20 protein-coding genes are annotated in these 20,036 nt (G+C 70.0%); 5 read left to right on the top strand and 15 right to left on the bottom strand.

The features are described from left to right. Positions 1–122: 122 nt before the first annotated feature. From AB0N89_RS24990 to AB0N89_RS24980, 3 genes are all read right to left on the bottom strand, one after another. Positions 123–665: a DoxX family protein gene (locus AB0N89_RS24990; protein ID WP_364208417.1), complete on the bottom strand. Its 543-nt coding sequence runs from the start codon at positions 663–665 to the stop codon at positions 123–125. A 92-nt stretch (positions 666–757) separates the two neighbouring features. Beyond that, positions 758–1,582 carry a DUF72 domain-containing protein gene (locus AB0N89_RS24985; protein WP_364208414.1) on the bottom strand — a complete coding sequence of 275 codons (825 nt, stop codon included), beginning with the start codon at positions 1,580–1,582 and terminating at the stop codon, positions 758–760. A gap of 32 nt (positions 1,583–1,614) precedes the next feature. Further along, positions 1,615–2,520 (bottom strand): 2-hydroxyacid dehydrogenase, encoded by a 906-nt coding sequence (locus tag AB0N89_RS24980; RefSeq protein WP_364208405.1) that lies wholly within the window; start codon positions 2,518–2,520, stop codon positions 1,615–1,617. 62 nt (positions 2,521–2,582) lie between these two features. On the opposite strand from AB0N89_RS24980, the gene AB0N89_RS24975 reads away from it, so the two are divergent. Further along, positions 2,583–3,815 (top strand): PQQ-dependent sugar dehydrogenase, encoded by a 1,233-nt coding sequence (locus AB0N89_RS24975; RefSeq protein WP_364208402.1) that lies wholly within the window; start codon positions 2,583–2,585, stop codon positions 3,813–3,815. Between the two features lie 340 nt (positions 3,816–4,155). Here the strand turns inward: AB0N89_RS24975 and AB0N89_RS24970 are convergent, their stop codons facing one another. From AB0N89_RS24970 to gatC, 7 genes are all read right to left on the bottom strand, one after another. After that, complete coding sequence (locus tag AB0N89_RS24970) at positions 4,156–4,851, bottom strand: cupin (RefSeq protein ID WP_364208399.1); 696 nt, start codon at positions 4,849–4,851, stop codon at positions 4,156–4,158. Positions 4,852–4,861: 10 nt separating this feature from the next. Continuing rightward, complete coding sequence (locus AB0N89_RS24965; RefSeq protein ID WP_364208396.1) at positions 4,862–5,779, bottom strand: PmoA family protein; 918 nt, start codon at positions 5,777–5,779, stop codon at positions 4,862–4,864. Continuing rightward, positions 5,776–6,837 (bottom strand): Gfo/Idh/MocA family oxidoreductase, encoded by a 1,062-nt coding sequence (locus AB0N89_RS24960; protein WP_364208393.1) that lies wholly within the window; start codon positions 6,835–6,837, stop codon positions 5,776–5,778. The genes AB0N89_RS24965 and AB0N89_RS24960 overlap by 4 nt, the downstream gene beginning before the upstream one ends. 354 nt (positions 6,838–7,191) lie before the next feature. Further along, positions 7,192–7,701 (bottom strand): hypothetical protein, encoded by a 510-nt coding sequence (locus tag AB0N89_RS24955; protein ID WP_364208389.1) that lies wholly within the window; start codon positions 7,699–7,701, stop codon positions 7,192–7,194. After that, a complete protein-coding gene (gatB, locus tag AB0N89_RS24950) occupies positions 7,694–9,199 on the bottom strand; it encodes an Asp-tRNA(Asn)/Glu-tRNA(Gln) amidotransferase subunit GatB (RefSeq protein ID WP_364208386.1) in 1,506 nt (501 codons plus the stop codon). Before gatB ends, AB0N89_RS24955 begins: the two co-directional genes overlap by 8 nt. Beyond that, on the bottom strand, positions 9,196–10,713 hold the full coding sequence (gatA, locus tag AB0N89_RS24945) for an Asp-tRNA(Asn)/Glu-tRNA(Gln) amidotransferase subunit GatA (protein WP_364208383.1): 1,518 nt from the start codon (positions 10,711–10,713) through the stop codon (positions 9,196–9,198). The genes gatB and gatA overlap by 4 nt, the downstream gene beginning before the upstream one ends. Further along, the gene (gene gatC, locus AB0N89_RS24940; protein ID WP_364208380.1) at positions 10,710–11,009 is read right to left on the bottom strand and encodes an Asp-tRNA(Asn)/Glu-tRNA(Gln) amidotransferase subunit GatC; all 300 of its coding nucleotides are present in this window, start codon (positions 11,007–11,009) and stop codon (positions 10,710–10,712) included. Before gatC ends, gatA begins: the two co-directional genes overlap by 4 nt. Before the next feature lie 234 nt (positions 11,010–11,243). Between gatC and AB0N89_RS24935 the strand changes: the two genes are divergently transcribed. Beyond that, a complete protein-coding gene (locus AB0N89_RS24935) occupies positions 11,244–11,897 on the top strand; it encodes an amino acid-binding protein (protein ID WP_364208377.1) in 654 nt (217 codons plus the stop codon). A gap of 92 nt (positions 11,898–11,989) precedes the next feature. Here AB0N89_RS24935 and AB0N89_RS24930 read toward each other — a convergent pair whose 3' ends face one another. From AB0N89_RS24930 to AB0N89_RS24915, 4 genes are read right to left on the bottom strand one after another with little or no spacing between them, the layout of a single operon-like run. Next, positions 11,990–12,484, bottom strand: coding sequence for a GNAT family N-acetyltransferase (locus AB0N89_RS24930; protein ID WP_364208374.1), 495 nt, complete (start codon positions 12,482–12,484; stop codon positions 11,990–11,992). Further along, on the bottom strand, positions 12,477–14,612 hold the full coding sequence (gene ligA, locus AB0N89_RS24925) for an NAD-dependent DNA ligase LigA (RefSeq protein ID WP_364208371.1): 2,136 nt from the start codon (positions 14,610–14,612) through the stop codon (positions 12,477–12,479). Before ligA ends, AB0N89_RS24930 begins: the two co-directional genes overlap by 8 nt. 10 nt (positions 14,613–14,622) lie before the next feature. Further along, complete coding sequence (locus tag AB0N89_RS24920) at positions 14,623–15,327, bottom strand: hypothetical protein (protein ID WP_364208369.1); 705 nt, start codon at positions 15,325–15,327, stop codon at positions 14,623–14,625. Between the two features lie 22 nt (positions 15,328–15,349). Then, positions 15,350–16,387, bottom strand: a complete 1,038-nt coding sequence (locus tag AB0N89_RS24915; RefSeq protein WP_364208366.1) for a methionine synthase — start codon at positions 16,385–16,387, stop codon at positions 15,350–15,352. Between the two features lie 120 nt (positions 16,388–16,507). Here AB0N89_RS24915 and AB0N89_RS24910 point away from each other — a divergent pair, with 120 nt between their 5' ends. The 3 genes from AB0N89_RS24910 (at position 16,508) to AB0N89_RS24900 (ending at position 18,910) form a co-directional block, all read left to right on the top strand. Then, complete coding sequence (locus tag AB0N89_RS24910) at positions 16,508–17,317, top strand: phospholipid scramblase-related protein (RefSeq protein WP_364208363.1); 810 nt, start codon at positions 16,508–16,510, stop codon at positions 17,315–17,317. 115 nt (positions 17,318–17,432) lie between these two features. Further along, positions 17,433–18,467: an MBL fold metallo-hydrolase gene (locus AB0N89_RS24905; RefSeq protein ID WP_364208360.1), complete on the top strand. Its 1,035-nt coding sequence runs from the start codon at positions 17,433–17,435 to the stop codon at positions 18,465–18,467. After that, the gene (locus tag AB0N89_RS24900) at positions 18,464–18,910 is read left to right on the top strand and encodes a GNAT family N-acetyltransferase (protein WP_364208357.1); all 447 of its coding nucleotides are present in this window, start codon (positions 18,464–18,466) and stop codon (positions 18,908–18,910) included. Before AB0N89_RS24905 ends, AB0N89_RS24900 begins: the two co-directional genes overlap by 4 nt. A gap of 22 nt (positions 18,911–18,932) precedes the next feature. On the opposite strand, the gene mnmA is transcribed toward AB0N89_RS24900, so the two are convergent. After that, complete coding sequence (mnmA, locus tag AB0N89_RS24895; protein ID WP_364208354.1) at positions 18,933–20,033, bottom strand: tRNA 2-thiouridine(34) synthase MnmA; 1,101 nt, start codon at positions 20,031–20,033, stop codon at positions 18,933–18,935. Between the last annotated feature and the right edge of the window lie 3 nt (positions 20,034–20,036).

Here is a 20,036-nt window from a genome sequence, read left to right as displayed (position 1 = left end):
CTATCTCCACCCTAAAATGTGGGGGACACCCCCCCCCCATTTTAAATGAATGGGTCGTTCAGGACGAAAAACGTCCTGAACGACCCTTTCATGACACGCACGGCACGGGGAGCCGCGGGTGGTCAGCGGCAGAGGACGATCACCACGACCGAAGCGGCGGCGGCCAGCAGCAGACCGATCAGCCCGAACGAAAGCGGCCGCTTCCGCCAGGGGGTGTTGACGTCCAGCGCGATCCGGCCGGATCCCGCGAGCAGGACGGTCAGCGAAGCGGCGCCCAGCAGGAGCTCGAACTCGAAGCCCTGCCCGTCCTTCTGGAAGAACCCGCCGCCGAACTTCACGAACACGATGTTCGCGCAGACCCCGACCAGCGCGGCCGCGCCGACCGGGGTGAACAGGCCCACCAGGACTAGCGCGCCGCCGAGCAGCTCGCTGATGCCGGTGATCCACGAAAGCAGCGTGGTCTGGCTGGTGTAACCGAGGCTGCCGAGCACCTTGGCGAAGCCGCCGACCCCGGGCCCGCCGAAAGCGCCGAAGAGGTGCTGGAGCCCGTGCGCGCCCATCGTCACGCCGAGCACCACTCGCAGGACGAGCAGACCGAGATCGATCCCGCCCCTGGTCTCCGCCGGGGCCGGGCCGCTGTCCGCGTCGGCCACGTCCGAGATCATGCTGGTCTGATAGTCATCGCTCACGCGCGAAGGGTAGGGGAAACCGGCCCGTCAGGCGACTGTTTCGAAGACAGGCGGAGTGGCGGAGCAGCTCAGAACAGGGTCGCGGGTTCGACCGGTTCCGGCTCCGGCAGCGGATCGAGTCCGGGCACCAGGGCGCGCACGTCGTCGTGGAACCGGCGGGCGAGCTCCGGGGCGTCGTCGTTGTCGGGGGTGTGCAGGAAGATCGTCGGCGAACGGCCCTCGCGCAGCCAGCCGGCGACGACCTCGGCCCACGGCCGCCATCCTTCGACGGTCTCCTCGACCGAATCCCGGCCCAGATACCGGACGACCGGCCGGTCGGTCAGCGCCCGCGTCCGCCGCGGCAGCCGGGGTTTCTTGGCCCAGGCGTCCTGTTCGGCCTCGCTGACCGGCGGGCTGCCGAAGAACACGACGGTGTCGAACGGCACCCACTCGGCGTTCGCGTCGGCGAGTGCCCCCTCCAGCAGCGACGTCGCCCGCGCGTCGGAGTGGAAGTCGGGATGGCGCACCTCCACGGCACGCCGGAGGCCGGCAGGCAGCCGCCGCAGGAAGCGGCCGAGGACGTCGACGTCGGACGGGCCGAACGAAGCGGGCAGCTGCGTCCACAGGACCGCCCGTTCGCCGAGCGGTTCGATCGCGTCCAGGAACGCCCGCATCTCGGCTTCGACGCCGGTGAGCCGTTTCTCGTGCGTGACGACCTTGGGCAGTTTGACCACGAACCGGAAGTCGGGACCGGTCTGCCGCGCCCACGTCGCGACGGTGTCCCGGGCGGGCGTCGCGTAGAAGGTGGTGTTGCCTTCGACCGCGTTGCACCACCCGGCGTACGCCCGCAGGCGTTCCCCGGCGGGCGCCGATCGCGGCACGAACCGCCCGGCCCACGCCTTGTGCGTCCACATCGCGCAGCCGACATGAAGAGTCGCCATGCCGCTCAGTATTCGCCGTGGACGAGGTTCTTCGGCAGTTCCCCGCTCATATAGTGGCTCAGCTCCCGGACGGCCACCGCGTAAGCGCGCTGCCGCCTCCCGCTGACAGCTCCCGCGACGTGCGGTGTCAGCAGCAGTCCCGGCACGTCCCACAGCGGATGCCCGGCGGGCAGCGGCTCGGGCTCGGTGACGTCGAGGGCGGCGCGCAGCCGTCCCGACGCGAGTTCCGCGACGAGCGCGTCGGTGACCACGACCGGCCCTCGCGAGACGTTGACCAGGATCGCGTCGTCCGGCATCGCGGCCAGGAACGCCGCGTCGACCAGGCCCCGGGTATGCGGGGTGAGCGGCACCATCAGCACCGTGATGTCGTGTTCGGGCAGCAGCTCCGGCAGCTCGCCGACGCCGTGCACGCCTTCGCGGGCCGTCGTGCCGACCATCGTGCAGCGCACGTCGAACGTCTCCAGCCGTCGGCGCAGATGCCTGCCGAGGTCCCCCGCGCCGACGATGAGCGCCCGCTTGCCCTGGAGGGTGTCGGTGATCCGGCGCTCCCAGTGCTTGCGCCGGTGGCCCTCGGCGAATCCGCCGAGATCGCGGTAGATCGTCAGGAGGACCGCGACGACCCATTCGGCCGAGCTCCCGCCGTGCGCGCCGCGGCAGGTCGAGAGCAGGACGCCGTCCGGCACCTTGCCGACCCAGTCCTCGGCCCCCGCCACCAGCAGCTGCACGAGTTTGACGTTCGGCAGTTCGCGCCAGAGTTCCTCGCTGGGCCGGTCACCGGTCACGAGGACCTCGGCCTGAGCGGCCTCGGCGGGCACTGGCTCCCCGCGGCGGTACACCACCGGGCGCACGCCTTCGATCTCCGAAAGCGCCGCCACTCCCTCTTCGTCGGGTACGAGCACGGTTACCGTCATGATCACCACGGTATCCAGTACCGCTTACCCTTGGCTCACGTACGCCCACCTACGCTGGCGTCGTGCGTACCCGGTACCGGCGGAAATGGACCGCGCCGCTGACCATCCTGGCCTGCGGCGCGCTGATGCTCTCCGGCTGCGCCGACTTCGACAACACGGCCGCCGGGCAGAAGTTCACCCCGGTCAATCCCCCGTCCCCCGAGGTCCCGCCGCAGGTCGGACCCGGTGGCGACGCGGGCGACTCCGGTCCCGGCGGCCCGGGCCGGGGGAACGGGCAGAACCAGCCGCCGACGCCGGTCCCGCCGCCGCAGGGATGCAAGGACTTCGACAAGGCCGTCATCGCGACCTGCCTGGACACCGTCGCCGCCGTGGCCGCGATCCCCGGCGACGGCACCTCGCCCAGCGCGCTCGCGGGCGAACGCAAGAGCGGCCGGATCAAGCTCGCCGCCGCCGGGAAGGATCCAGCCGACTGGGCCACCATCCCGGTGGACGGTGCCGGCGACGGCGGCCTCACCTCGCTCGCCCTCTCGCCGGGCTTCGCCGAGGACCAGCTCGTCTTCGCCTACATCACCACCCCGACCGACAACCGGGTCGTCCGGCTCGCGAAGGGGCAGGCGCCGAAACCGGTGCTGACCGGCATCCCCAAGGGCTCCAGCGGCAACCGCGGCGCGATCGGCACCGACGCCAAGGGCGCGCTCCTGGTCGCCACCGGCGACGCGGGCAACCCCGGGCTCGCGGCCGATCCCGCGTCGCTCGCCGGGAAGGTGCTGCGCATCGACACCTCCGGCAAGCCGGCCCCTGGCAACCCGACGGCGGGCTCGGCGGTCTTCTCGACCGGCGTGCACTCCCCCGGCGGGCTGTGCCGCGACCAGAGCGGTTCGCGCCTGTGGCTGACGGACCGGATGGCCGACAAGGACGTTCTGTACCGGCTTCGCGCGGGCCAGCCGCTGAGCACCCCGGCGTGGAGCTGGACCGACAAGCCCGGCGTGGCCGGCTGCGCGGACTTCGTCGAGGCCACCGGCTATCTCACCCTCACGACGTCGACAGCGGGGAACCTGCAGAACCTGCCGGTCACCCCGGACGGCGCGGTGACCGGCAAGCCCAACGTCAGCATGGACGGCAAGGTCGGCAAGCCGCCGAAGACCTTCGGCCGGATGGGCGCGATGAGCATGATCAACCCGCAGATGGCGGTGACCGGGACGCTCAACAAGGACGGCGGGTCACCGGTGTCGAGCGACGACCGCGTCCTCATCATCACGCCGGTGAGCAGCGCCGGCGGGGGCGGCAAGGACTAGGTACGCGAAGGCCGCGTGAACGACGGCGGCATGGCCTTTTCCTTGCCCTGAGGGTCGAACAGGTCCGGTACGAGCCGGTAGCGGTCGCGGCGACGGTGAGCCGATGCGGATCGGTGGCGGGCCAGCGGCCGGTGTCCATCCGGGGCAGCAGGGCGGGATCGCCGTCGCGCCGGTCCGTCGAACCGGCCCGGGGTGTCCCCATGGACATCCCGCTGGTGATCGTCCGCCGCGGTTTGCCGACGGTGGCCCGGAACCCGTGGCTGCAGAGGACCAGGGCGCCGGACAGCAGCGCGACGAGAGTCCCGAGTGAGTCATGACAGACAAATAGATGACCACATGGTCACATTTCAATCCTGTACTCCACCCTGCGGCCGCACATGCCGTAACCGTCCTCTTCGGACGGCCGGACGACCCGGACACCGGATCGGTCGAGATGGCTCGCGTCACCGTTCGCCAAGGCCTTCAGGTGTTCCCCGGTCAGTTCGGCGGCGGCCAGCGCACCGGAGCGCCAGAGCGGGATCCAGGCGCCGACCTTCGGCGCGACCAGCGCGGCGGCCGCACGATGGAAGTCCCGCAGCGGACCGGGATCCCCCGAGACGAGCGCGTCCCGGATAGGCAGGTAGCCCGCGATCGCGAGATCGCGGCGGCGACGGGCCGTGTCGTCGTCGACGGGCATCGCGGCGGCCTCGGCGTACGCGTCCGGGTCGGCGAGGATCGGCGGCGGGAAGGTGAAGACCGCGTCGCCCACTTCGGGCAGGCCGCTGTTCTGCATGAGCACGGTGATCCGCAGGTCGTCGCGCTGCACCATCCGGTGGACCGTCCCGGGGGCGAACCACGCGACGACCCCGGCTTCGAGACCGGTCTCCCGGTAGCCGCCGGCGTCGAGCGTCTGCACCGCGCCGCGGCCGCCGGTGACGACGTAGGCCTCGGTGCAGGCGAGGTGCAGATGCGGGCTGCCACCGCACACCCCGTCCGCGGCCTCCCAGGGGTAGGCGCGCAGATGGGAAAGGCCGATGCCGCCGGGAAGCGGGAACACGGGGACCTCCTCAGAATCCATGGGTCTTCAGATAGCGCTCGACGCGGTCGCGGTCCCAGGCGCCGTCCGCCACCACCACGCGGTAGCGGTAATGGAAGCTTTCCCCGGGCGGCAGGGTGAACTCGTCGAAGAACGCCCAGGAGAACGCCACCGTCGGGATGGCACGCGACCGGACGAACCAGTGCGACTCGTGGATCGCCCGCTCGTTTTCCGGCGCGTGCGCGAAAACCAGCGTTGATTTCGCGTCGACCTCGTCGTGCTCGCCGACGAACGCCAGCCACGGCGCCTGCCGTCCCATCATCTCCTCGCCGCCCAGGGCGCCGGGGCCGAGGATCTCGCCGCCGCTGAACTCGCGAGGCCCGCGCCAGTGCAGCCCGGTGTAGCCCGCCATCTCGCGCCCTGCCGTCGTCGGACTGCCGAATTCCAGTGGCGCGTCGCGGATGTTGGTCAAGGTGATCGCCCAGTCGAGGGCCCAGCAGCCCTCGTCCGGCGCGACGGAATGGACGACGAGATCACGTCGTTCGCGCGCCCATTCCCCGCCGCCGTTCTCGACCCAGGTCAGTTTCTCGCCCAGCGTCAGGCTTTCGTCCTCGACGGCGAACTCCTCGAAGCCGTCGTGCCGCATCGAACCGACGAGGCCCGGCAGGTCCCGGTACCGATCGCCGGGCACATAGCTCCAGCCGCCCCAGAAGTTCTGGCCGGACAGATGACTCGACGTCATCTGGAGCCCCTTGTGCCAGCGGTGATCCGAGGGCCGGTAGGCGCTGACCTGGCGTCCGGCCAGTGTCCGCAGCGGATGCGTGTACGGCTTGCGCGACTCGTAGGCGGCCGGATCGGGTTTGTACACATAGGACAGAAGTTCGACACCCGCGGCCTCGACGGTGACGCGTTCGCCGTGCCGGTGGGTGACGGTGATGGGTGCGCTCACGATTCCCCGTTCATGGCTGTGTAGAAGGGATCCTCGGAGGTGATTTCGCCCGCGTGGACGGCGCGTCCGGTGAACGCGGACTTGTACAGCGCGGCGATGAATTCGAGCGCCCGCCGCCCTTCGGCGCCGCTGCACGGCGGACGTTCCCCCGCCCTGATCGCGGCGAGGAGGTGGGTCAGCTGAGCGGTGTGCGAACTGGCGACGTTCGTCGCCGGCTTGCGCCATTCCTTGCTCACGTGCGGGGCGGACGTGTAGGTCCAGTCGTCGTTTTCGTAGCCGTACAGGTGGGTCAGTTCGACCGTCGCGCCGGAGCAGTCGATGCGGATCCGGCTCACTTCGTCGGGCGAGAGCACGCTGTTGACCACCGTGGCCAGCGCGCCGGATTCGAAGCGCGCCAACGCCGTCGAGACGTCGTCGGTGCGGACGTCGTGCACGAGCCTGCCGGTCATCGCGCGGATCTCGGCCCAGTCGCCGAGCAGGTGCAGGAGCAGGTCGATCTGGTGGATTCCCTGGCCCATCGCGGGTCCGCCGCCTTCGGTCGCCCAGTCGCCGCGCCACGGGACGGCGTAGTACTCCGCGTCGCGGAACCACGTCGTCTGGCAGTGCGCGACGAGCGGCCGCCCGAGTTCGCCCGCGGCCAGCAGCGCGCGGAAATGCCCGGCGGCGGAACCGAACCGGTGCTGGAACACGAACCCCGCGTACGGCCCGCCCTCGGACTCGGCCGCGGTGATCTCGTCGTATTCGGACAGGGACAGACAAGGCGGTTTCTCACACCAGACCCACGCCCCGGCGGCCAACGCCCGCACGGTCTGCTCGACGTGCAGCGCGGGCGGGGTGCAGAGCGAGACGATGTCAGGCTTCGCCTCGTCGAGAAGCCGCTGGAGATCGGTGTACGGCTTGATGTCGCCGGCGCTGAATCCGGCGACCCTGGCTTCGTCGACGTCGGCCGCGGCGACCACGGTCACTTCCGACGGATGGGCTTCGTAGGCGGCTAGATGGCTTTTGGCGATTCCTCCGGTGCCGATGATGGCCGCCCGGAGGGGGTTCCCGGTCGTCACCCGTGACCTCCACCGTCCGTATGAGGCCCACATACGGTAGGCAGAAAGCGCTTTCTTGCGCAACCCCTATGCATCCAAAGGCGGAGAGGGGTCAGGGGGTGGCGCGACGGCGACGGCGACGGCGCGCGGGTGTCGCGAAAGCCACTTTCGGGACATCAGGTGTCCCGAAAGTGGCTTTCGCGACATCTGAAATCGGCGCTACGGGCCTGAGCGGCGCCGAGAATCAGCGGGCCCGACGCGAAGGGACTTTACCTGCGTCTGATGCGGGGAAAGTCCCCTTCGCGCGCGTCTTGCGCAAGTAGGTGACCACTTGCGTAGGCCTCGTGCATCCAGAGAACTAAATGCGTGAAAGCCTCAGCGGCGGCGGGTGCGGGTTTCGGCCCGCAGGAGCCGGACGTCGAGGAACGCGACGACGGCGGAGACGACAGCGGCGGCCAGGCCGAGGTAGCGGCCGAGACCCGTGCCGATCTCGATGCCGGCGGCGGAGAAGATCCCGCGCTGGTCGGCGTCGAACTGCCAGTCGAGGGTGGTCCAGCCGAGCACCATCAGCAGCAGTGCGCCGATGACCGCCATCAGCCACAGATGCGGCAGGCCCGCGCGGCGGACGGCGCCGACGCGGCCGAACAGCACGACGGCCAGACCGGGCAGGAAAACCAGGAAGAGCGGCGCCCAGGCGAGGAATCCCGCGTGCCACGCGTCGCGCGTGACGTCGTTCGCGGGCAACGTCGTCAGGGCGTCCTCGATCTCCGGGCGCGACGCGGTCAGCGTCGTCCACGGCAGGAACAGGGCCACCAGCGCGAGCAGCCCGGCCGCGAGGCCGAGCCACTCACGCCAGGTGACCCTCTTCAAAGCGAGATCAGGCACCGACTCGCTCGACGATCAGTTCGCGCACGCGCTTGGCGTCGGCCTGGCCCTTGGTGGCCTTCATGACCGCACCGACGATCGCCCCGGCCGCGGCCACCTTGCCGCCGCGGATCTTCTCGGCGACGTCCGGCTGCGCGGCCAGCGCCTCGTCGACCGCCGCGATCAGCGCGGAGTCGTCGGAGACGACCTTCAGGCCGCGCTTCTCGACGACCTCGGCGGGCGAACCCTCGCCGGCGAGGACGCCCTGCACGACCTCCTTGGCCAGCTTGTTGGTCAGCTCACCGGCGTTGACCAGCGCGATGACCTCGGCCAGCTGCGCCGGGGTGATCGCCAGCTCCGCCAGTTCGATCTCGCGGGAGTTGGCCTCCTGCGCCAGCGTGTTGACCCACCAGCTGCGGGCCTCGTCCGGCGTAGCGCCCGCCTCGACGGTCGCGGCGACCAGATCGACCGCGCCGACGTTGAGCAGGTCGCGCAGCGCCTCGTCGGTCAGGTTCCACTCGCGCTGGATGCGCTTGCGGCGCTCCGACGGCATCTCCGGCAGCGTCTTGCGCAGCTCCTCGACCCAGTCGCGCGACGGCGCGATCGGGACCAGGTCGGGCTCCGGGAAGTACCGGTAGTCCTCGGCGGTCTCCTTGGTGCGGCCGGACGCCGTGGTGCCGTCGGCCTCCTGGAAGTGCCGCGTCTCCTGCTTGATCGAGCCGCCCTCGGCGAGGATCGCCGCCTGGCGGGTCATCTCGTAGCGCACGGCGCGCTCGACGCTGCGCAGCGAGTTGACGTTCTTGGTCTCGGTGCGCGTGCCGAACTCGGTCGCGTCCTTGGCCATCAGCGAAACGTTCGCGTCGCAGCGCAGGGAACCCTGGTCCATGCGGACGTCGGAGACGTCCAGCGCGCTGAGCAGGTCCCGCAGGGCGCTCACGTACGCGCGGGCGACCTCGGGGGCGCGCTCGCCGGTGTGCTCGATCGTCTTGGTGACGATCTCGATCAGCGGCACGCCCGCGCGGTTGTAGTCGAGCAGCGAGTGCTCGGCGCCGTGGATCCGGCCGGTGGCGCCGCCGACGTGCAGCGACTTGCCGGTGTCCTCCTCCATGTGCGCGCGCTCGATCTCGACGCGCACGACCTCGCCGTCGTCCAGCGTCACGTCGAGGTAGCCGTTGAAGGCGATCGGCTCGTCGTACTGCGAGGTCTGGAAGTTCTTCGGCATGTCCGGGTAGAAGTAGTTCTTCCGGGCGAACCGGCACCATTCGGCGATCTCGCAGTTGAGCGCCAGCCCGATGCGGATCGCGCCTTCGATCGCCTTGGCGTTCACGACGGGCAGGGCGCCGGGCAGACCGAGGCAGGTCGGGCACACCTTGGTGTTCGGCTCGCCGCCGAACTCGTTGGCGCAGCCGCAGAACATCTTGGTGTTCGTGTTCAGCTCGACGTGCACCTCGAGGCCCAGCACCGGGTCGAACCGCTCGATGACGTCGGCGTAGTCCATCAACTCAACCACGGCGGTCACTTCTTTCCTCCCAGCTCCGGAACCTCGTGCACCAGCGAACCGCCATTGGCGGCGTCGCGCGCGACCTCGTAGGCGGCGCCGACGCGGTACAGCCGGTCGTCGGCCATCGCGGGGGCCATGATCTGGAGACCGACCGGCAGGCCGTCCTCGTGCGACAGTCCACTCGGGACGCTCATCGCGGCGTTTCCGGCGAGGTTCGACGGAATGGTGCAGAGGTCCGCCAGATACATCGCCATCGGGTCGTCGACGCGCTCGCCGATCTTGAACGCGGTGGTCGGCGTGGTCGGCGAGACCAGCACGTCCACCTTCTCGTACGCGGCTTCGAAGTCCCGCGTGATGAGCGTGCGGACCTTCTGCGCCGAGCCGTAGTAGGCGTCGTAGTAGCCCGAGGACAGCGCGTACGTGCCGAGCATGATGCGGCGCTTGACCTCGGGGCCGAAGCCCTTCTCGCGGGTCAGCGACATGACCTCTTCGGCGCTGTGCGCGCCGTCGTCGGACACGCGCAGGCCGTAGCGCATGGCGTCGAACCGGGCGAGGTTCGACGAGCACTCGCTCGGCGCGATCAGGTAGTACGCGGGCAGCGCGTAGGTGAAGTTCGGGCACGAGACCTCGACGACCTCGGCGCCGAGCGCGCGCAGCTGCTCGACGGCGGCCTCGAAGGACCGCAACACGCCCGGCTGGTAGCCGTCGCCGGCGAATTCCTTCACGACGCCGACGCGGACGCCCTTGAGGTCCCCGGTCAGGCCCTGGCGGGCCGCCGCGACCACCGGTGGGACCGGCGCGTCGATCGAGGTCGAGTCCATCGGGTCGTACCCGCCGATGACCTCGTGCAGCAGGGCGGCGTCGAGCACCGTCCGCGCGCAGGGACCGGCCTGGTCGAGCGACGACGAGAAGGCGACGAGACCGTAGCGGGAGACACCGCCGTACGTCGGCTTCACGCCGACGGTGCCGGTGACCGCGCCGGGCTGGCGGATCGAGCCGCCGGTGTCGGTGCCGATCGCGATCGCGGCCTCGAACGCCGCGATGGACGCCGAGGAGCCGCCGCCGGAACCGCCCGGGATGCGGGCGTGGTCCCACGGGTTGTGCGTCGGGCCGAACGCGGAGTTCTCCGTGGAGGAGCCCATCGCGAACTCGTCCATGTTGGTCTTGCCGAGCACCACGACACCGGCCTCGCGCAGCTTGCGCGTCACGGTGGCGTCGTACGGCGGGATCCAGTTCTCCAGGGTCTTCGAACCGACGGTGGTCGGGATGCCCTTGGTGGTCAGCACGTCCTTGAGCGCCAGCGGCACCCCGGCGAGCGCCGACTTCGGCGCCTTGCCCTCGGCGACGTCGGCGTCCACCGCGCGGGCCGCGTCGAGCGCGCCCTCGGTGTCCACGTGCAGGAACGCGTGGATGTGGTCGTCGACCTCGGCGATCCGGTCCAGGTGGGCCTGGGTGACCTCGACGGCCGAGACCTCACGGGCCTGGATCTTCTCCGCCAGCTCGGCGGCGGTCAGCTTGATGAGTTCGGTCACTGCTCTTCTCCCAGAATCCGCGGCACCCGGAAACGACCCTCTTCGCTGGCCGGAGCACCGGCCAGCGCCTGCTGCTGGGTCAGCCCCGGTCGGACCGTGTCCTCACGGAACACGTTGGTCAGCGGCACGGCGTGCGACGTGGGCGGGATGTCCTCGCCTGCGACCTCGCTCACCTTGGCCACCGAGTCCAGGATCTGGTCGAGCTGGCCTGCGAAGACGTCCAGCTCCTCTTCGGTGACGGCAAGCCTGGCCAGCTTGGCGAGGTGCGCGACCTCGTCGCGGGAAATGTTGGGCACGCGGGTGACTCCCGGGGTGTGCTGTGCGGGTTCTGTCGGAAGCTGCAAGTCTATGGTGGCGGTGTCGGCGGACTCGACTGGGTTACGCCAGGGCACTCCGGCTGAGGAGTGCCTGGTTCGTTATCCCGAAGGCCGGATGGCGGGCCCCATTACACCGTCCGGTCTGTCACAATCGGCGCCCGGCGTAGCGCGTTCCACGGCGAGGCTGGAACGCCTGAGGCGAGAGGGGCGCGTGTGTCGTTCCTGATCCGGGTCCAATTACCGGACACCCCGGGGACCCTCGGCGCGGTCGCCACCGCGCTCGGCACCGTCGGCGCCGACATCCTGAGTGTGGACGTGGTCGAGCGAAGCGGCGGTCTCGCCATCGACGACCTCGTCGTCGAAATCCCCTCCGGCAGGCTGCCGGACGCGTTGATCACCGCCGCCGAGAGCGTCGACGGTGTCGAGGTCGACGCCGTCCGCCCGTACGCCGGGGTGCTGGACACCCATCGCGAGCTCGAACTGGTCGAGGAGATCGCCGCGAAGCCCGCTTCGGGGCTGGAGATCCTCGCCGAAGGGGTGCCGCGGATCATCCGGGCGGGCTGGGCCGTCGTCGTCGAGTACTCGGAGGCGGGCGCGGTGCGGCTGGCGTCATCCAGCGCGGCTCCCGAGACGCCGATCACCGACCTGCCGTGGCTGCCGCTGGAACGCGCCACCATCCTCGACGCCGAGGAGACCTGGGTCCCGGAGACCTGGAAGGAACTGGGGACCGAACTCGCCGCCACCCCGCTGGGGAAGCCGGGGAAGGCGCTGCTGGTCGCCCGGCCGGGCGGACCGAACTTCCGGGCCGCCGAGGTGGCGCGCTTGGCGCACTTCGCGGGCATCGTCGCCGTCGTGCTGGACAGCTAGCGCCAGCTTCTTGAGCGCCGGATGTCATGAAAGGGTCGTTCAGGACGAAAAATGTCCTGAACGACCCTTTCATGACACTTGGGGAGCGGGTCTCAAAGCTCCAAACGGTAAGCGACCAAGGACACACCGGGGTGCGGCTCCCAGTCCCGCTCGGGCAGCCGCACGAAGCCGATCCGCTCGTACAGCCGGTGCGCCCGCGTCATCGTGACCAGGCTGCACAGCACCACCCGGTCCGCGCCGAGTTCCCGCGCCCGGGCGATGACCGCCCTGGTCAGCGCCTCGCCGATGCCGCGCCCGGTCGCCGAGGGCGCCACGCCGAGCATCCGGAACTCCAGTTCGCCCTCGCGGGACAGCTCGGCGAACGGCGTCCCCGGCCGCGCGATGGTGACCGTGCCGGCCAAGGCGCCGTCACCGTCCACCGCGACCAGCAGTTCGGCCTGTTCCGCGCGTTTGGCGGCGTTGGCGAGCTCGGCGGCGTAACCGACGCCTTCCACGAGGCTCTGTTCCGCCGAATACGCGGCCAGGGTGAGTTCCCCGACCGCCTTCAGCTCCTCGGGCCGGGCGGGCCGGATCTCCAGGTCACTCACCGCTCTCCTCCTCGTCGGTGTCCAGCGCCAGTTCGGCGGCGGCCTCGGGGCCGCTTTCCAGCAGCACCCGGAAGCCGTTCTCGTCGAGCACCGGCACCTTCAGCTGGACGGCCTTCTCGTACTTCGTGCCCGGCGCGTCGCCGACGACGACGAACGCCGTCTTCTTCGACACCGAACCGGCCGCCTTCCCGCCGCGGGCCATGATGAATTCCTTGGCCTCGTCGCGGGAGTAGTCGTTCAGCGAACCGGTGACGACGATCGAGAGGCCTTCGAGGTTGCGCGGGATGGATTCGTCGCGCTCCTCCTCCATCCGCACCCCGGCCGCGCGCCACTTCTCGACGATCTCGCGGTGCCAGTCGACCTCGAACCATTCCTTCGCGGCCCGCACGATGGTCGGGCCGACCCCGTCGACGGCGGCGAGCTCCTCCTCGGAGGCGTTCTCGATCTTTTCCAGCGAACCGAATTCCCGCGCGAGCGCCTGCGCCGCCGTCGGGCCGACGTGCCGGATCGACAGCCCGACGATGACCCTCCACAGTGGACGATCCTTGACGGTTTCGAGGTTCTCCAGCAGTTTGCGCCCGTTGGCCGACAGCTCCCCCGCCTTGGTGCGGAACAGTTCGACTTCGAGCAGCTTCTCCTCGTCCAGGTCGAAGATGTCGCCCTCGTCGTGCACGACGCCGGCGTCCAGCAGCGCCACCGCGGCCTCGTACCCGACGACCTCGATGTCGAAGACGTTCCGGCTCGCCAGGTGGAACAACCGCTCACGGCGCTGCGCCGGGCAGAACTGGGAGTTCGGGCAACGGATGTCGATGTCGCCCTCCTTCTGGTACGCCAGTTCGGTGTCGCAGTTGGGGCAGCGCAACGGCATGACGAACTCACGCTCGTCGCCGGTGCGCGCGTCGGCCACCGGGCCGAGCACCTCGGGGATGACGTCGCCCGCCTTGCGGATGACGACCTTGTCCCCGATCAGCACACCCTTGCGCTTGACCTCTTCCTGGTTGTGCAGGGTCGCCATCGCGACCGTGGATCCGGCCACCTTCACCGGCTCCATCACCGCGAACGGGGTGACCCGCCCGGTGCGGCCGACGTTGACCTGGATGTCCAGCAGGGTGGTGATGGCCTCTTCCGGCGGGTACTTGTAGGCGATCGCCCAGCGCGGCGCGCGCGAGGTCGTGCCGAGACGGCGTTGCAGCGCCACCTCGTCGACCTTGATGACGACGCCGTCGATCTCGTGCTCGGCGTCGTGCCGGTGCTCGCCCCAGTACCGGATGTGCTCCAGCAGTTCCTCGCCCGAACCCAGCACCTTGCTGTGCGGCGAGACCGGCAGTCCCCACGCGGCGAGCGCGTCGTATGCCTCGGATTGCCTCTTCGGCTCGAAACCCTCGCGTTTGCCCAGCCCGTGGCAGATCAGCCGCAGGTTGCGGGACTTCGTGATCTTGGGATCCTTCTGCCGCAACGATCCAGCGGCGGTGTTGCGCGGATTCGCGTACGGATCCTTGCCCGCCTCCACCATCTTCGCGTTGAGCGCCAGGAAGTCCTCGACGCGGAAGAACACCTCGCCGCGGACCTCGACCAGCGCGGGCACCGGGAACTCGTCCGTTCCGGTCAGCCTGTCCGGCACCTGCTCCAGCGTGCGGACGTTGAGCGTGACGTCCTCGCCGGTGCGGCCGTCGCCCCTGGTCAGCGCGCGGGTCAGGCGGCCGTTCTCGTACAGCAGGTTGATCGCGAGCCCGTCGATCTTCAGTTCGGCGAGGTACTTCGTCGCGCCGATCTCCTTCCGCACCCGCTCGACCCAGGTCTCGAACTCTTCGGCGTCGAAGACGTTGTCCAGGCTGAGCATGCGCTCCAGGTGGTCGTACGCGACGAACTCGGTCGAGAACGTGCCGCCGACGTTCTGCGACGGCGACTCCGGCGTCACCAGTCCCGGATGCTCGCCCTCGATGGCCAGGAGTTCGTTGAGCAGCTCGTCGAACTGGCCGTCGGACACGATCGGTGAATCCAGCACGTAGTACCGGAACTGGTGCCCCCGGATCTCCTCCGTCAGTTCGGCATGCCTTGCGCGGACGGCGGCGGGCACGTCGGTGACGTCCTGCGCGGACTCGGCGTTCTCGGGAAGTTCGCTGCTCACGGGGGTAACCCTAGTCGGGGGGACCGACAGTTCCGGACGTCGGCGAGCCGAGTCGGCCGACCATTTCGCGCAGTTCGAGAAGGGTCAATTGCCCGTCCCGCGCCTCGGTCACGAGCTCGACCTTGCCCAGTCTTTCGGCCGCGACACGCTCACCCAGCGTGGCGTCCAGCGGCAGGAAGGTCATCGTCGTCCGGGTCTCCGGGCGGAGTTCCTCGATCAGCGGATGGAACACGGTGACATCCACCCGTCCGGCTGATTCGTCCACCTTCGCGGTCACCCGGACGTCGGCGAGCGCGACGCGGGTCTCGCCGAGGTTGACGGTGACCTCGCTCGGATCGGGGACCGGCGGCACGGAGTCGTGGTACTCCCAGATGGCGTCTTCTCCCGGCGCCGCGGCCTTCCACGCGTCGGTGTACGGGCGCAGTTCCGGGTCCTCCTGACCGGTGAGCACCAGCGAGTAGATCGCCCGGTGTCCACGATCGAGGGAAAAGTGCAGCCGAGGGTGCAGCGCCTCGACGATGGTGCAGAGGTCGTGTTCCACGCGGTGCGGTTCGCGGTCGCCGAGGGCAGCGCTGACCTCCGGCAGGAGCGCGAACCAGGCCTCCCAGAACGTCTCGGCCGCGGCGGCCGCGTCCTCGGGGACGGGCTGCTCCGGCCAGGCGGTGCGGGGGTCGGGGACGTCCTCGGACTTGCGGAAACGGCGGAACAGACGCATGAGGGGCACGCTACCGCGCCGGTCACCAGCCTTCAGGCGGTTCGGTGAATGCCTTGCCCGCCTCCCGGCTGAGCGTCAGCGCGCGGCGCATCCACTCGGGAGTGGCGCCCGCCAGACCGCACGCCGGCGTCGGCACGACGCGTTCGGAGAGGATCTCGCGACGGAAACCGAGCCGGTCGACGAGCTTGAGCGCGGGCGTGACCACGTCGCGCAGCTCCACCGGCACGCCGGGATCGGTCGTCGGGACGAGTCCGAGCATCAGCGTCGTTCCCGAGTCCAGCGTCTCGCCGATCTCGTCGAGCAGCGCGGGCGAAGCGCCCTTCAGCAGGGTGAAATCGAACGCGATCGCCTTCGCCCCGACCGCGCGCAGCAGGGAGATCGGCGGCTTCGCGGCACAGCAGTGCACCGCGACCGGCTGGCCGGTGACGCGTTCGGCCCCGGCGATCACCGTCGACAGCAGTTCGCGGACCTCGGGCGCGGGCACCGCGGGGATCGTGCCGTAGCCGGACGCCGTCGGGAGATCGCCGTCGAGGACCGAGGGCAGCGACGGTTCGTCGAACTGGAGCACCACAGGCGCTCCGACGCGCGACTTCAGCTCCGCGACGTGCGCGGCCAAGCCGTCCAGCAGTGATTCGGAGAAGTCGCGCAGCGCGCCACGGTCGGTGAGGATCCGGTGCCCGCGTGGGAGTTCGACGTTCGCGGCGAGCGTCCACGGGCCCGCGACCTGCGCCTTGAAAACCGGCGGCGCGGCGCCCGCCTTCTCCCGCGCCTCTTGGACGGCGTCGAGGTCCCAGCTCATCAGGTCGAGGGCGCGCCGGTGGTCGTGCCCCGGCCGGGAGGTGACCCGGTAGCCGCTCGGCACCACCTCGACGGCGAGGTCGACCAGCAGCGCCGCCGTCCGGCCGATCATGTCGGCGCCGACGCCGCGCGCGGGAAGTTCGGGCAGACAAGGAAATTCGGGCAATTCACCGAATACGATCGAAGCGGCCTCGACCGGATCGGTGCCGGGCAGGGAACCGATCGCGGTCGCCGCGCCTAGAGGCCAAGGTCGTTCGTTCACACCCGGATTCTCCCCTTGGTCCGAGTGCGCGGGGCGGCGGGGCACGGGAGGACACGGACATTCGCCGCAATTGCCGTCAGCGAGCCCGTGGTGGCACCAAGCGCACTACGCTGACCTGCCATGACGAGCTCTCCACAGCCCGCCGGCTGGTATCCCGACCAGCAGAACTCCCGGATGTACCGGTGGTGGGACGGGCAGGCCTGGACGGCCAACACGCGGCCTTCGCACGACGCCGAGATGATCGAGCTGGACATCGAGGGCGCGCACGACCCGGACAAGATCCGGGCGCAGGCGGCGAGGGGGACCCAGGGCCGGGCCAGCGGGGTCGTCGGTGGCGGGACGTTGTTCTCCGAACCGGTGCTGGTGGTCAACCAGCGCGCGAAGCTCATCGAGATGTCCAACGAGTTCGGGGTGTTCGACCAGAACGGGAACCGCCTCGGCGGCGTCGTCCAGGTCGGGCAGAGCACGTTGAAGAAGGCCATCCGGCTGCTCACGAACTACGACCAGTACCTGACCCACCGCTTCGAAATCCGCGACGCGAACCACAGCACGGTGCTGAAGGTGACGCGGCCGGCGAAGGTGTTCAAATCCCGCTTCCTGGTGACGAAGGCCGACGACTCGCCGATCGGGGAGATCGTGCAGGAGAACGTCTTCGGCAAGATCCGGCTGGGCTTCGTGGTCAACGGGCAGAAGGTCGGCGGGATCTTCGCGGAGAACTGGCGGGCGTGGAACTTCGCGATCAAGGATCACGACGACGTCGAGATCGCGCGGATCACCAAGACCTGGGGCGGTTTCGTGAAGGCCGCGTTCACCACCGCGGACAACTACGTCGTCGAGATCCACCGGCCGCTGCGGGATCCGCTGGCGTCGATGGTGGTCGCCTCCGCGCTGACCATCGACACCGCGCTGAAGCAGGACGACAGGGACTGACACCCCACGCGAGTGACCGGGGTCTCACCCCGCTCAAGTGGACACTCGGCTTCCGGCGGCACAAAGTGGAAGCCCTGGGGCGGCACACTGGAGTGCGTCCGGGACGGAGGTCACCATGGAGCCGTTGCCCGAAGACGGCGAACGGGACTGGGCCGAGCCAGGCGTCTACACGGTTTCGCCGGGGGTCCACCGGATCCCGCTTCCCCTGCCGCACGACGCGCTGCGCGCAGTCAACGTCTACGTCGTCACCGACGGCACCCGCCTGGTCCTCGTCGACTCGGGCTGGGCGCTGGAATCCGCGCGTGAGCGGCTTTCGCGCGGGTTGAAGGCGCTGGGCGCCGACCTCGGCGACATCGACGAATTCCTGATCACCCACGTGCATCGCGATCACTACACGATGGCCGTCGAGCTGCGCCGCGAGTTCGGCGGCAAGGTCGGGCTCGGGAAGCTGGAAGAGCCGTCGCTGGTGCGTTCCGGCGATCCGGACCGCTTCCCGATGGAGGCGCAGGTCGGCCTGCTGAAGCGCTGCGGCGCGGGCCCCGTCGTCGACGTGCTCGCGAAGGCGTTCGGCGGCGTCCGGCACACCGAGGCGCATCTGTGGGAGCAGCCCGACGAGTGGCTCGCCCCCGGCAAACGCACGATCGTGCCCGGCCGCGAGTTCGACATCGTGCACACACCGGGCCACACGGCCGGGCACGTGATCTTCGTCGACGACGAGGCGGGACTGGTGTTCTCCGGCGACCACGTGCTGCCGCACATCACGCCGTCCATCGGCTTCCAGCCGGTGCCCGTCGACCTGCCGCTGAGCGACTACCTCGACTCGCTGCGCCTGGTGCGCGAGATGCCGGACCGGCGCATGCTGCCCGCGCACGGCCGCGTCACCGGCAGCGTCCACGCCCGCGTGGACGAACTGCTGGAGCACCATCGTGACCGCCTGGAGGTCATGGGCGCCGAGATCACCCCGGACGTCACGACGGCGTACGAGGTCGCGCTGCGGCTGGGCTGGACCCGCAAGAAGCGCAAGCTCGACGACATGGACCCGTTCAACCAGATGCTCGCCGTCCTCGAGACCGGCTCGCATCTGGATCTGCTGGTGGCCCAAGGGAAACTCGCCGCGACCGAGACCGACGGAGTGCGGCACTACCGATGATCACCATCCGCAGAGCCCGGCGCGAAGACGTCGCGGCGATCGTCGGGATGCTCGCCGACGACCAGATCGGCAGCACCCGCGACTCCGCCGACGACCTGACGCCGTACCTCAAGGCCTTCGAGGAGATCGACGCCGATCCGGCGCAACTGCTGATCGTCGCCGACGACGCCGGGGCGGCCGTCGGCACGCTCCAGCTGTCGATCATTCCCGGCCTGGCCAGGAAAGGCGCGCTGCGCGGGCAGATCGAGGCCGTCCGGGTGCGGGCGAGCCATCGCGGTTCCGGGCTCGGCGGCGAGCTGATGAAGTGGGCCGTCGAGGAATCCCGGCGGCGGGGCTGCGCGCTGGTGCAGCTGACGTCGGACGTGAAACGCGAGGACGCGCACCGGTTCTACGAACGCCTCGGTTTCGAAGCGAGCCACACCGGCTTCAAGCTGAAGTTCTGACGCCTCCGCCTCTGTCGCAGGCTCAGCGGGTTCCCGAGATCTTCGCGCTTCCCAGGACGAGATCGCCTTCGGCCGCGTCGGTGCGGTACAGCACGACGACCTGCCCCGGAGCGACCCCGCGCAGCGGCTCCCGCAGCTGAACAGTCACCGAGTCGCCCGAGTCCCCCGAAACCTCCGCGACGGCCTCGACGATCCCGCCGTGCGCGCGCACCTGGACGACGCATTCGGTCGGACCGTCCAGCGGCCGCTCGCTCGGCCAGATCGGGCGGTTCGCCTCGATCACGTTCACACCGAGATCCCGCGCGGAACCGACCTTCACGGTGCCCGAAACCGGCTCCAGCGAAAGCACGTAGCGCGGCCGCCCGTCCGGCGCCGGGGCCTCGATGCCGAGTCCCTTGCGCTGCCCGACGGTGAACCCGTGCACGCCGGTGTGCTCGCCGAGCACGGCGCCGGTCTCGGCGTCGACGAGCTGCCCGGGACGCTGACCGAGCCGCTTCTCCAGGAAGCTCTTCGTGTCGCCGTCCGGGATGAAGCAGATGTCGTGGCTGTCCGGCTTCTTCGCCACGGACAGGCCGCGGCTCGCGGCCTCGGCGCGCACGTCGGTCTTCCACGAATCACCCAGCGGGAACAGCGAATGCCGCAGCTGCTCCGGGGTCAGCGACGCCAGGACGTACGACTGGTCCTTGCCCGAGTCGACACTGCGCCGCAGCTCCGGCACACCGTCCACAAGGGACAGGCGGGCGTAGTGCCCGGTGGCGACGGCGTCGAAGCCGAGCGCCATCGCCTTGTCCAGCAACGCCTCGAACTTGATCTTCTCGTTGCAGGTGACGCACGGGTTCGGCGTCCGGCCGGCGGCGTACTCGCCGACGAAGGTCTCGATGACCTCTTCGGTGAAGCGCTCGGCGAAGTCCCAGATGTAGAACGGGATGCCGAGGATGTCGGCGGCGCGGCGCGCGTCACCCGAATCCTCGATCGTGCAGCAGCCGCGGGATCCGGTGCGCAGCGTGCCGGGCTTCGCCGACAGCGCCAGGTGCACGCCGACGACCTCGTGCCCGGCGTCCACGGCACGCGCGGCGGCCACCGCCGAGTCCACTCCCCCGCTCATCGCGGCCAGTACGCGCATCTT

Source organism: Amycolatopsis sp. NPDC089917, from assembly GCF_040684635.1.
GTDB lineage: Bacteria > Actinomycetota > Actinomycetes > Mycobacteriales > Pseudonocardiaceae > Amycolatopsis.
This window is presented reverse-complemented; position numbering and strand designations above follow the sequence as displayed.